This window comes from Lysinibacillus sp. GbtcB16 (assembly GCF_019091145.1).
Classification (GTDB): Bacteria; Bacillota; Bacilli; order Bacillales_A; family Planococcaceae; genus Lysinibacillus; species Lysinibacillus fusiformis.
Window position 1 is genome coordinate 1 of sequence record NZ_JAGXJV010000015.1, and the last position, 13,098, is coordinate 13,098.

Consider the following 13,098-nt stretch of genomic DNA (forward strand, 5'->3'; position numbering starts at 1 on the left):
AACCCATGTGGCATCACTTTCAGTATCAATTATTATATCTTCATTTTCGTGAAATAAATTTTTAGTTCCCTCTAAAACTATAGGGTGATCATCCACTATGAGCATGGTAATCATGTGTTTCACTCCCTTCTTTAACTGCTATTCTAATAGACATCCCTTGGTTTAGTTGTGAGTCAATATAAAAATGACCATTAAAGGCTTTTACACGCTCCTGCATACCTCGGATGCCCATTGACTCTGCTACGATAATATCCTCTACATGACACCCTACACCATCGTCACTATAGATGATTTCAAAACCATCATTCATTTCCTTTAGATGGATTTCAACAGCTGTTGCATAGGAATGTTTTAAGGCGTTATTCAGTACCTCTTGGAATAATCGATAAATCATTAAATTCATACGCTCATCTTCTAAATACAGTCGATCTATTGAATAAATTAGAACAAAATTAGCTCTTTCTTGAACCTTTCGAATTAACTTTTCTAATGCAGCATTTAAACCTAATGTATCCAGTAATGGAGGCTTTAAATTCTCACAGTATGATCGTAATTCATGTAGAGAGTCAACCATCTGCTTATGAATTTTTGCAAGCTTCTCCTGAATGTCTGTTGTATCCTTTGCATTAACAAGGACATCCACCTCTCTTGCAATATGAAGTTGTTCCTGCAAATTGGTGTCGTGTAGCTCTTGGGCTAATTGGTACTTTTCTTCTTCGAATCTCAACCATAACAGCTTATTAAGCCACGGCAGTTGGCCGTCATCAGCTTGCTTCATATGCTTCAATTCCTCTAATAGTTCTTCCACCATCTTTGTATTTTCAATAAAATTATTTACATACAATAGGAGCAATTCGAGCCATAGTAGCTCCTCATCTTTTAAATGAATTGTATTGTTATGCCCCAGCACTAATGCTCGTTTATAATGAACATCCTGATGGAGAAATGCTAAATAAATTTTATCAATCTTACGTATTTCTCCCAATCTTATATCATCCATTGTGTCAGGATGTATCAAAATTCTCTCCCCACTATTTGTAAGGAATTCATTCGTATCATAGTTATAAGTTAAAACAAAAACATCCTCTAGCTCCAAATGAACAGAAACCTCATATGCGAATTTCTCTAAAAGCTCATCCATTTTAATAGTTTTCCCTATTTTATCTACAGCCGTGTACAGCTGATGAATATAATCACCTTTTGTTGAAAATAATATTTTCCGCTTACGATAGTCAACTTTTTCTTTTACATAAAAGAGTATGACTAGCGAAGAAAATGTAAAGAAGGACACGCCTGACATGACAGTGATTCTTAAATATTGACCGGCAATGAAATACAAGCCAACTGTGAACCATAAGGTAAATAGTAAAGAAAAAATAACATAGTAGCGCAATCTAGTAATATGATACTCGATATCAAATAATCGTTCTGCTAATTGTGTAAATATAAAGCTAAAAGGTATCAGTAATAAAAATAAGGAGCTAATCTCAGATGAAAGGATATACGTATGAAAAAGGATTTTTGGAAGTACATATAAAAATAGAAATGGTAAAAACGGAATCATTATACTACTTAATAAAATCTTCAACTGAGGTGAGCTATATTTGAAATAGCTTATTAATAAAATACCTAAGATAATAATAAGCAAAATAAGGAACATAAATAATACAATATTCGAAAGTATATCATTAGAAGCAGGGAAAACAGTTCCAATACAAGCCAATATAAAACCAATCAAAGGCATTAAATAAAAGAACCGGATATTATTCGTAAACATCCATTTCGTTTTCATAAATGCAAAATAATTTTTTAAAAAATGTAATAAAATCACTAAACATAATAACATAGTAGTACGATTTACAATAATCCCTATCCCATCTAACCTACCCGAAACTCCACTACTTACATAAGCTAGCGAGACAGCTAATATAAAAAGAATGAGTAAATCTGTTAACCTAGTATTTCTTTGCTTGAAATATAAATAAAAAGCAACAAATAACGTTAATAAATAATAGCAAGCTGGAACTATTAATACATAAAAAAATTGCTGAGGAATATCTAAATGTTTAATATGTATATTTTTGATTTTCCCATCTGGCTTCATAATTGTAAGGTCATTCGCAGATAGTATTTTTGATTTATATTTCAATTGATTTAGTTCGGCAATCGGGCCATCATCTACGTTTAAAACAGTATCACCAATGGATATATTCTGCCCCTTAGCCCAATCTTTATAATATAGTTGAGATACTAGCCATTTACCATCTTTTTCTTCTACCCCAATTTCAATATATGGCGCGCTATAATTCACAAAATTTAAATATAAACCTACCACTAAATAAAGAACTATAGCTGGCCAAAAAAACTTGTTACGCAAAGTTTTTAGTTCCAAATTTCACTTTCTATATTCATTTCATCAATAAATGCTTCTAAAATTGCCATTTGTTCTATAGATGAAATTCCAATTAATGAGGCTCTTTGTTCTTTTAATAATGCAACTAGGCTTGGGTTTTTTTCTAAGTACTGAATTACATTAATCATCCAATCGCTCCTCATCACTTTATTAATTTTTGTAGGTAGTCTTTAGCTAAATCATTTAATTCTATATTTTCAAGATCATTTATTGCCTTCAATTTATAGACATTTTTCACAGTAACTGCATAACGTATTGCTCCGCCATTTGTCAACTCATTTTCTGCTTCTTTATGATCCAAAATTGTAACTATATCACCATTATAATAGTCAGCTACAGATTTTGAAACATCATTTTTCTGTGATAAAAGATAAATAATCGGCAAGGAGAATCTTTTATTTAGTAGGTCATTTTTAGGTCCCCATGCTTTCAAACTTTGGATATCATTTTTAATTTGTTGGATAATGCCTATGTATTTTCCATAAGCCTCTACTTCTTTGGATACTTCCCCTTTGGCAAGAACCTCTCCTATTAAGCAACTCATCGCTGTTAAGGAACCAGATTTAAGTGTAATCATGTGTATATAAGAATCTTCATCCCGGCAATTATTTAATAAGTCCAATTGCTGACCACTAATACTTTTTAATGCACATTCTTCAAGTATTGTTATAGCAGCTCTTTTATGTTCAAAGGAAGTTTCGTTAATTGTTTTTGAAGCCATAATCAACATAGCTAGAGCAACATTTAAAGAAAGTTCTGGCGTCCTGCACCAACTATTATCTGAATCCTTATCTTGAAGATCATCAATAATATCAAAAGACAGTATTAAGAGTTCAACCGCTGCAGCGATTTTGTAAATGTCGTCATTTACAAAATGTGAAAACGCCTCATAGTGCCAATAGCATAATTTGCCAAAAGAAAAACCTACTTCTATTTTTTCTTCTTTAAAGCTTTTAAACAGCAATTTTAGCTCCTGATCAAGAAATGTTTCATTTTCAATAAGAATGTCTAATGATTTATTAATACACTCATCCAACCCGTTCAATAGTCCTCTCTCCCTTCCGCTATATTAATAAATATTATATATATTAATGGGAATTAATACTAGCAGTGTCAATATTTTATACATATAATCCCATAGTTTCTTATATAAAGAAGTATCCCGCCAAAAAGTGGCGTTAATTATACAAACCACGCCATTATTTTGTTAAATAATAGTTATAATATGGCGGTAGAGAACTATGTACCGCCATAAAATTGGCGTAAACTCACCATTGAAATGGCGTTATGACAGATGTTACGCTTATATTAATATAAATTGATTTTCTCATTGTCCTGATAGATTGATGAACATGAATTTTTTTGTACTGGGAGTGTTTTAAAATGAAAAATGGATTTAACGAAACTGTTTTCATACTTACGGCTACTTTTTCATGTAATATCTCTGTCTCAGCTGAAGAAATTACAATTAAAAAGCCTACAGGGGAGCAACTACGAATTGAACAGATTATTATTCAATCTGAGTTAAAAGCTTATCAAGAAACCTTAAAGGTCTATAAAAAGCTTTCAACCTTTTCAAACTTAATTAGTGATGTTCCTGGATTTGAAGATACATTTCAGCAAAAAAGAGATTACTATATTCAGCAATATGGCATTATTAAAATTTCGAATGACAACCTATCTAGTATGCCATCAGTCAATCCATTAACCTTTGGATTAAATATAGCGTCATCTACCGCTTACATGACTGCAAACTACACAATTATTAATGCTAGAGGACTGGCAGCGGTGACAGAATCATCTATAACTCATAGGCTAGATGAAAATACTAGCATCTCAGTGCTTTCCATTAATGAAAGCACTATTTCCTTTAATATGGATGCTACATTTTGTAGTTCAATAAAAACACCGATTACCCATTAGTTTGAATAAGCTGATAGCAATGGCACCCCTTTTCGTTCCATTGTTATCTGCTTTTTATGTACAACAAAAAGGTGCCTCAATCGCTTGAGACACCTCTAGGCTATTAACCTTTTACATAATATACTTCTTGTCCGCTTTCAATGATATGATCAGGCTTTGGCTTACCTGCGCTTGCCTTATGACCAGCAATATGCTCAGGGCTCTTCTCCCAATTCTTCCATGCTTCTTCTGATTCCCAACGAACCATCACTAGCACTTCCTCATCACCACGGCGAACTTTCTTAACAAGTACCTGTTTATCAATGAAACCAGGTTGTTGTTCAAGTAATGATGGTCCGTTTGGATTAGCACCAAAACGTTCCACCACTTTGTCCGAATTCCCTTCCGTCACAACGATACGTTTAATTTGTACAAACATATTAGTTAAACGCCTTTAATACATCTTCAACTTTTAACGTTTCAGATTGTAAACCGCCACCTGAAAGGTACCAAACTTCTGGATCTAGGTAGAATACTTTACCGTTTTTCACAGCGTTTGTTGCACTTACGATTTCATTTTCAATTGCAGCTTTTGTACCTGATTCACCGTTTTCATTTACAACAGCGTCACGGTCAACTACAAATAGAATATCAGGGTTCGTTTCACGAACATATTCAAAACTTACATTATCACCATGTGTGCCAACTTTAACTTTCTCATCAGCAGCTTTCACACCAAATACATCATGAATAACACCGAAACGTGAACCAGAACCATATGCTGATAATGCGCCTTCACTACCTAATACGATTAAAGCTTTCTCTTCTGATGCAGTTGCTTTGCCTTTTACTTCTTCAACTTTTGCTTCATATGCAGAGATTGCATCTGCTGCTTCTTTTTCTTTACCAAAAATTTTACCAGCTAATTCTGTATTAGCTTTGAATGATTCTAGGAAGTTTTTGTTATCTACACCAATGTAAACTGTTGGTGCAATTTTAGATAACTCAGCATATGCTGCTGACGCACGACCAGAGATGAAAATAATATCTGGGTTGATTTCAGATAATTTTTCATAATCAGGCTCGAATAAAGTACCAGCATTTACATAAGTGCTATCTTTATACTTGCTTAAGTAAGATGGTAATGAATCTTGTACTACTGCAGTAGGATTAACACCTAGTGCATCTAGAGTATCTAAGAAACCATTATCAAAAACAACAACTTTTTCTGGGATCTTATCAAGCTTTACTTCTTCAAACGTAGTATTACCATCGCGACCTTCAATAGTGCTACCTGGAATAGTTAGTGGATATGCTGAAGAAGCCTCGTTTTGTTCTTCTGCAGGTTTGTCAGTTGACGTACCTTTATCTTCTTCTTTTGCTTCGTCTTTTGAACCGCAAGCAGCTAAAACTAATAGCATCATCGCCATTAATACTGTTAGTAATTTCCATTTTTTCATTTTAAAAATTCTCCTTTAAAATATATTTTATAGTTAAATGGATGGTTAAACCATCTGTTACTATTTCTAAGAATTAAAATAAACACAAATTCGGCAGCCATCCTGCTCTTGAACAGGGATATCCATATCATAGATTTCCTTCAATGCGTCCGAGTTAATAATATCGTTGGTAGAACCGTTTTTCACAACACGGCCATCTTTTAATGCAACAATATTATCTGAGTATACTGATGCAAAATTAATGTCATGGAGTACAATTACAACTGTTTTCCCTAACTCATCCACTAGCTTACGTAAAATCTTCATAATCTGAACAGAATGTTTCATATCTAAATTATTCAACGGCTCGTCCAGTAAGATGTATTCTGTATCCTGAGCAATAACCATTGCAATAAAAGCCCGCTGACGTTGACCGCCTGATAATTCATCTAAGTAATTATGTTGAATATCTTCTAAATTCATATATTGAATAGCTTCATCCACTTTTTCTTCATCTTCGGGTTTTAAATTTCCTTTTGAATAAGGGAAACGACCAAAGGATACAAGCTCACGAATCGTTAAGCGGACATTCATAAAGTTAGACTGTTTTAATATGGATACGCGCTTAGCGAAATCATCTGATTTCCAGCGTCTTACATCTGCTTTGTCGAGTAGTACTTCACCAGTATCTGCATTCAGCAAACGGCTCACCATTGAAAGTAGCGTGGACTTTCCTGCACCATTGGGTCCAATAAAAGACGTTATTTTCCCTGAAACAATGTCAACACTTACATCTTGAACGACAGGTTTTTTCCCGAAAAACTTCGTAATTTCTTTGACTTGTATCATCCTGCTGACCTACTTTCTCTTAATAATAAGTAGATGAAGTATACTCCACCCACAAAATTAATAATGACGCTTAGTGTAGTACTGAAAGTGAATACTCGTTCAACCATCCACTGCCCACCGATTAAAGCAATAATACTCATTACACAAGAACCAGCAATTAAGACGGAGTGCTTGTATGTTTTAAAATACTGATACGATAAATTCGCAACGATTAATCCAAAGAATGTAATTGGCCCAACTAGCGCTGTCGAAACAGAAATCAAGATAGAAGCTAAAATTAACATGCGTTGTACCAGCTTATCATATGGTACACCTAAATTAATTGCTGTATCTCGTCCTAAAGACATGACATCTAATTGATTCATATGACGCCAACCATATATAAATGTTAGTAAAATGATTACACCAGCAAGCCAAACTAAATCTGAATTAACATTGTTAAAACTTGCAAACATTTTACTTTGTAAGCCTAAAAATTCATTAGGATCAATCAATACTTGGAAGAATGTTGTGATACTTCCTAAGAACGTACCGACAATCATACCAACAAGGAGTAAGAAATATATTGGTCGCTTTCCTTCTTTAAACAAAACTCTATAAAAAATTAAAGCGAAAACAATCATTGATACAATAGCAAGGGTAAAATTATAGTAAATATTGATAACTAAAATAGATGTAGAGCCAAAGAAAAAGTAGATGCATGTTTGAATCAACATATACAAAGCATCTAATCCCATAACACTTGGCGTTAAAATTCGATTATGGGTAATGGTTTGGAAAACCACTGTTGAATAGGCAATAGCTATACCCGTTAGCCCCATCGCTATAACTTTTATGACACGTCTCGGGAAGGCATAGTGATAATTCCCATTTAACTCCCAAAATAGATACAATAAGATAGCTATCACGGCAAGACCCAGTAAAATGAACATTCTTGTACGATTACGCATATGCTCTCCCCCTAAACAACATGACTAGGAAGATGGCACTTCCAATTACACCAACAGTCATACTAATTGGTATCTCATAAGGGAAAATCAGTACGCGTCCTAAAATATCGCAGAATAATAAGAATGACATACCAAGTAATGCTGTATGCGGCAATGTTTTTGCCAAATTATCACCTTTAAACAGTGAAATAATATTCGGTATGATCAAGCCAAGGAACGGAATGACACCGACTGTTAGCACCACTGTTGTGGAGATAAGAGCCACCAATACTAAGCCTAAATTCACCACAAGCTTATAGGATAGACCAAGATTTTTAGCAAAATCCTCACCCATACCAGCTACTGTAAAACGATTGGCATAAATATAAGCTAAAATAAGTACTGGTACACTTATGTATAACAGTTCATAACGGCCTTTCATGATTAATGAGAAATCTCCTTGTAACCATGCAGAAATGTTTTGGATAATATTTGCCTTATAAGCAAAGAACGTTGTTACGGAAGACAGGATATTACCATACATTAAGCCAATAAGCGGTATAAAAATCGCATCTTTAAACTTAATTCGATTTAATATTTGCATAAATAATAATGTGCCGGCTAAAGCAAATATGAAAGCGAAGGAAATTTTTTGGAAATACGTGACATTCGAGAAAAACATCATGGAAATCAATACACCCAGTCGAGTGGCATCTAAAGTACCTGCTGTCGTTGGTGATACGAACTTATTCCTACTTAAGCTTTGCATAATTAAACCAGCAATACTCATACCTGCACCTGCTAGCAAAATAGCAACAAGTCTAGGTACACGACTAATTAAAAATAGTCTAGTTTCTTCTGATTGGAAGTCTAATAGATCACTTGGTTTAATATCTACTACTCCGATAAATAGCGATACTATAGACAACACAACAGTTGCTGTTAAAAGATATCTTATTTTCATAGTAATCCCCGGTAGATTTCAATTTTGTGTGTAATGAATGTGTAGTGAAAATGATTATCATTACTCACGATTTCCATTATAGTCATGTTTTCATTCTCAGTCAACCTGTAAATGAGAATTATTCTCGGTTTATTTTAAAGGAACTAGAAAACGTGTCTAATTAATGAAATATTAGTATTTTCGGCAAATTTTATACCTTAAATAATTCACTATTTCTACAATTTTTTTATCCAAACAAAATGGTAATTGAGAACACCCGCGCGTCTCAATTACCATTTTTATTTGTTATATGATTCGTCTCACTTTTCTAAACCATGCTGAAATAATGAATAGAATTAATACCAACCCTACGTATCCCATTACTGCATAGAGCTTAGCTACAAGCGTCGTAAATCCTGCTAGACTTGCTAAAAAGCCTAAAACTCCTATAAAAATAACCGCTACTTTAAAGCTAGGTCTATCAGGCTTAAAGAATCTTACCATAAATGAATAGAGCATCCCTACTGCCGTATTATAAATCATCCCTAATAGAGAGAAAGTCATTAATAGCCCAACTAATGGATGAATTTCATTTGCTAATGCTAGCATAGGAATATCTAGTCCTATAACAACGTTCATTTTTGCAAGAAGAGAAAAATTAATAAGCAGAATTAAAGCGCCTAAAAGAATTCCGCCAATAATGCCCCCCATTCCAGCTATTTTATCATTACGCACCGAGCCGCACATCACCGTTAATAATGAGAAACTTACTCCAATATTAAATGACATATATAACAAAGCAGTCACCCACCAGCTTTTCGAGCTTATTTGCGCCTGCTGGGCAATTACCGCTTGTTCGACAAAGGTAAGATCCATCGTTGCAATGGCATAGATAGCAATAATAGAAACAATCGCTAATAAGTACGGAGTTGCTAGTGCAATAATATTAATAATACTTTTAACATCCATCATCACGGTGGCTATAGTTAGCAGTATCATACATATACTCCCTAGCCAAATAGGTAGTCCAAACATTTGCTGCAATGTTGCACCCGCACCAGCAAACATAATAACAGCCACGCCAAATAAAAACAGTGATAATAAATAATCCAATACAAGACCAACAGCATTACCAGAAATCTGATAAATTAAATCCTTATGAGATGCAGTGCGTAGTCTTGAGCTAACCTGGGCTACACACATACCAACAATAGAGAAACCAACCATCGCTAATAGGGCACCATAAACCCCTTTAAAGCCATAGCTTGTAAAATAGAGGACAATTTCCTGTCCAGATGCAAATCCTGCACCAACGATAATTCCTACATAGGCACCGCCGATTTGCAAGCTTTTTTTCAATCAGTTCTCTCCTCGTTTTTTCCTTTATCGTAAATGATTTTATTGATAGATCTCTTTGCTAATCGTTAGCTTATCAATAAGAGCCCTATTAATTGTATAGCCAATGCCGATTTCTTGAGGTACATCAATGTATCCATTTTTGACGATGACTTCTGGATTAATAATATCCTCATACCAATAATGACTAGAGCCTGCAGTATCTCCAGGCAACATAAAATGGCTAAGCGAAGTTAAGGCAATATTATGTGCTCGTCCGATTCCTGCCTCTAACATCCCTCCACACCAAACGGGAATATGATTCTCCTTACAGAGATCATGAATCCGTTTCGCCTCTGTTAAACCGCCAACTCGTCCAATTTTAATATTGATTACACCACAGCTCCCTAGCTCAATTGCTTTACGAGCATCTTCAAACGATGTGATACTTTCATCTAAACAGATTGGTGTTTTTATGTTTTTTTGTAGGGTTGCATGGTCCACAATATCATCAGTAGCTAATGGCTGTTCGATCATTAATAAGTTGTAATCATCAAACTGCTGTAATATGGCGATATCACCCAACGTATAAGCTGAGTTCGCATCGACCATTAAAGGTAGATCCGGTAGCTCTGCACGGATTGCACGTACCACTTCTACATCATAGCCAGGCTTAATTTTCACTTTCACCCTTTTGTAGCCCTTTTCCATATGGCTTTTTATTACTTTTATTAATTGAGCTGTTGAAGCTTGAATACCTACGCTGACCCCAACTTCAATACGTTGTTTTTGCCCACCTAAAGCCTTTGCGAGTGATTGCTTTGTTTGCTGGGAATAAATATCCCATATTGCGCCTTCTATCGAAGCTTTCGCCATGCAATTTCTGCGAATAGGAGCAAACAATGTAGTCACCTCATCTGGATGCCCAACCTCTTTATGTAGCAAAATGGGTATTAGAAAATCTTTCAGCATATGCCATGTCGTCTTTAAAGTCTCCTCTGTATACCAAGGCGCTACAAAAGCTACCGTTTCTCCCCATCCAGTAATCCCAGATTCATCTTGCGCTTCTATTAATAACAGTTCCTTTTCATCAATTGTGCCAAAGCTTGTTGTAAATGGTGCTTTCATCGGCATTTTAATATGTCTTAACGTTATCTTTTCTATTTTCACAAACTTCACTCCCTATTATAATTATAAGGCTAATAAGGAGCGTCTGACTAACAGATAGCTATGGACATATTCCGGGTGCTTCTTGACGCGTACAATGGCATAGTCTTGATTGAATAACGTTGTTAAGATCTTTCTAATTTTATAGCGCCAGTCCTCAGCTAGCTTAGGACTTTCAACTTTCAATTTCTGCAAATATTGAGGAATGGGTAATAGATAGGCATCCTGATGAAAGGATTGCTCCATTTGAAATGTGTTATCTATGTCTAGGACAGGCAAGCCATCAACAGTTAGTGTCCAGGGTACGATTTCATCTGCGATCTCTTCTAGTTCGTCAATGCTATCTGCCATTTGTTCACGCTCTATCCACCACTCTACAACTAGCCTATCTGATGGTAATCCTTCATTAAAGTCATCTTGAAGAGCGCCGTAATAATCATTTTCGTATTGATAACTCATAGCATTTAGCTTTAAAAATGCTAAATTTGCTAAACTCACCTCCAGAGGCTCAATTAACCAACGAACCAGCTGAAATCCATTTTCTTTTGCGTATTCTTGCTGAGCATGCTTTAATAACTCACCTACACCTTGTTCACGATATGCTTTATTTACACCAATCATGTGTGAATGTAAGTATATTTCTCTATCATGAGAACCTACAAAGCAATAGTTGAAGCCAATTAGCTTTTCTTCTAAATAAGCACCTAAAACTAATCCGCCATTTTGTACAACTGCTAGTAATTGGTGAGAGGGAATTGCTTGGCTTCCCCATATTTCAGCATTTAACTTTTGGACCTCTGCAATTTCTATAGGTGTCATTACTTTGCGAATATGCACTTGCTCTAACATTATGCTGACGCCTCCTTTGTATCCGTTGATTCCAATGCTAACAAGACTGCTCTCGTAAGAATCTCCACGCCAGTAACAAGTCTTGCTTGTTTAAACTTCATTTTAGGATGGTGTAACCCTGGTGATAACCCACATCCTAAGCCCAACATTGTTGTTTTTAAGTGTGGTCGTTTTACCGCATAATGATGAAAATCCTCTCCACCAGGTGTGTGTACCGGCTTTCTTAAATTTGATAATCCGGCAGCTTGTATAATTGCTTGTTCCATAATATATTGTGCACTCGTATCAACTTCTGCGGCTACAATATTGGCAACAGTACGTAATTCAATCTGCACCTTATGCAATAACTTAGAGGAATCAATAACACGTTTGACCCCTTGCGCTAAATCGTCCATAACATTATTTTGTTGGGCTCGAATATCAATCGTAAATGAGGCATTACCAGGTATAATATTGCCTGATTCTCCCCCTGCATGAAACTTTGTCATCTTCACCGAAACAGGTACCATTGGATCGGTATGAATGGTTCGTAAATCTTCAATGATGGTAGCCCCTACTTCGATTGCATTAATGCCAAGGTGTGGCCTTGCAGCATGTGCATCTTCCCCAATGATCTCCCCTTCAAGTAAACGAGAGGCACCATGATACAAGGCAGCACAGTATGTACCATCCTCTAGCTCATGGACTGGTCTTACGTGAACTCCAAATAAATAATCGAGCTCATCAATTACCCCTTCTTCTAAGACCGCTAATGCTCCAGTCCCTTTTTCTTCCGCCGGTTGGAAAATGACACGGATTGTACCATTAAATGATGGCTGTTGTTCTTTTAATAATAAGAGTGCACCAATAGCCATTGTCATATGTCCATCATGCCCACAGGAATGGTTGGCACGGAAATGGCCATCAACCTCCTGCCATAATGCGTCTATATCTGTTCGTAAACCTACTTTGGGACTACCATGGCCCACATCCACATAAAGACCTGTAGAATTTTTAAAACGAATTGGCGAAAACCCTTCTTCAGTTAATAGATCTACTATATAATTGGTTGTTTCTACCTCATGCCAGCTAATTTCCGGATTGGCGTGTAAATACGTGAAAATCTCCATTAATCTTGACCTCAAACGGTCCAATTCTTCTTTCATAACATCCAACCCCTTAAAATTTTCTTATAATTATGATTATTATAGCGAAAATAATGATCTTCTACATAGAAACTTATACCCATACTCAATAAAATTACTACTTAAGATAATATATTTCGCGCTAGAC

General features: G+C 35.4%; 13 protein-coding genes. 1 reads left to right on the forward strand and 12 read right to left on the reverse strand.

Features of this window, described 5'->3' with window-relative positions; all coding sequences use genetic code 11:
- Nucleotides 1-88 precede the first annotated feature (88 nt).
- The 3 genes from KVT27_RS21935 to KVT27_RS21945 are packed head-to-tail and all read right to left on the reverse strand — an operon-like array spanning nt 89 to nt 3,458.
- Complete coding sequence (locus KVT27_RS21935) at nt 89-2,377, reverse strand: sensor histidine kinase (RefSeq protein WP_233301581.1); 2,289 nt, start codon at nt 2,375-2,377, stop codon at nt 89-91.
- 5 nt (nt 2,378-2,382) lie between these two features.
- On the reverse strand, nt 2,383-2,541 hold the full coding sequence (gene comX, locus KVT27_RS21940; RefSeq protein ID WP_008175167.1) for a competence pheromone ComX: 159 nt from the start codon (nt 2,539-2,541) through the stop codon (nt 2,383-2,385).
- Nucleotides 2,542-2,555: 14 nt separating this feature from the next.
- Entirely contained in the window at nt 2,556-3,458 is a 903-nt protein-coding gene (locus tag KVT27_RS21945; RefSeq protein WP_254636238.1) for a polyprenyl synthetase family protein, read from the reverse strand.
- 338 nt (nt 3,459-3,796) lie between these two features.
- Here KVT27_RS21945 and KVT27_RS21950 point away from each other — a divergent pair, with 338 nt between their 5' ends.
- Nucleotides 3,797-4,336: a hypothetical protein gene (locus KVT27_RS21950; RefSeq protein WP_217581931.1), complete on the forward strand. Its 540-nt coding sequence runs from the start codon at nt 3,797-3,799 to the stop codon at nt 4,334-4,336.
- A 103-nt stretch (nt 4,337-4,439) separates the two neighbouring features.
- Here KVT27_RS21950 and KVT27_RS21955 read toward each other — a convergent pair whose 3' ends face one another.
- The 9 genes from KVT27_RS21955 to KVT27_RS21995 form a co-directional block, all read right to left on the reverse strand.
- Nucleotides 4,440-4,754 carry an antibiotic biosynthesis monooxygenase family protein gene (locus KVT27_RS21955; RefSeq protein ID WP_008175171.1) on the reverse strand — a complete coding sequence of 105 codons (315 nt, stop codon included), beginning with the start codon at nt 4,752-4,754 and terminating at the stop codon, nt 4,440-4,442.
- Nucleotide 4,755: 1 nt separating this feature from the next.
- The gene (locus KVT27_RS21960; protein WP_008175172.1) at nt 4,756-5,775 is read right to left on the reverse strand and encodes a siderophore ABC transporter substrate-binding protein; all 1,020 of its coding nucleotides are present in this window, start codon (nt 5,773-5,775) and stop codon (nt 4,756-4,758) included.
- 66 nt (nt 5,776-5,841) lie between these two features.
- The gene (locus KVT27_RS21965; protein WP_008175175.1) at nt 5,842-6,603 is read right to left on the reverse strand and encodes an iron ABC transporter ATP-binding protein; all 762 of its coding nucleotides are present in this window, start codon (nt 6,601-6,603) and stop codon (nt 5,842-5,844) included.
- The gene (locus KVT27_RS21970) at nt 6,600-7,553 is read right to left on the reverse strand and encodes an iron chelate uptake ABC transporter family permease subunit (RefSeq protein WP_008175176.1); all 954 of its coding nucleotides are present in this window, start codon (nt 7,551-7,553) and stop codon (nt 6,600-6,602) included. The genes KVT27_RS21965 and KVT27_RS21970 overlap by 4 nt, the downstream gene beginning before the upstream one ends.
- Nucleotides 7,546-8,496, reverse strand: coding sequence for an ABC transporter permease (locus tag KVT27_RS21975; protein WP_036121145.1), 951 nt, complete (start codon nt 8,494-8,496; stop codon nt 7,546-7,548). The genes KVT27_RS21970 and KVT27_RS21975 overlap by 8 nt, the downstream gene beginning before the upstream one ends.
- A gap of 285 nt (nt 8,497-8,781) precedes the next feature.
- Nucleotides 8,782-9,834 (reverse strand): YkvI family membrane protein, encoded by a 1,053-nt coding sequence (locus KVT27_RS21980; RefSeq protein ID WP_036121147.1) that lies wholly within the window; start codon nt 9,832-9,834, stop codon nt 8,782-8,784.
- A gap of 39 nt (nt 9,835-9,873) precedes the next feature.
- Complete coding sequence (menC, locus tag KVT27_RS21985) at nt 9,874-10,980, reverse strand: o-succinylbenzoate synthase (protein WP_036121152.1); 1,107 nt, start codon at nt 10,978-10,980, stop codon at nt 9,874-9,876.
- A gap of 21 nt (nt 10,981-11,001) precedes the next feature.
- The gene (locus KVT27_RS21990; protein WP_036121156.1) at nt 11,002-11,826 is read right to left on the reverse strand and encodes a GNAT family N-acetyltransferase; all 825 of its coding nucleotides are present in this window, start codon (nt 11,824-11,826) and stop codon (nt 11,002-11,004) included.
- The gene (locus KVT27_RS21995) at nt 11,826-12,971 is read right to left on the reverse strand and encodes a M20 peptidase aminoacylase family protein (protein ID WP_036121158.1); all 1,146 of its coding nucleotides are present in this window, start codon (nt 12,969-12,971) and stop codon (nt 11,826-11,828) included. Before KVT27_RS21995 ends, KVT27_RS21990 begins: the two co-directional genes overlap by 1 nt.
- Nucleotides 12,972-13,098: the final 127 nt, after the last annotated feature.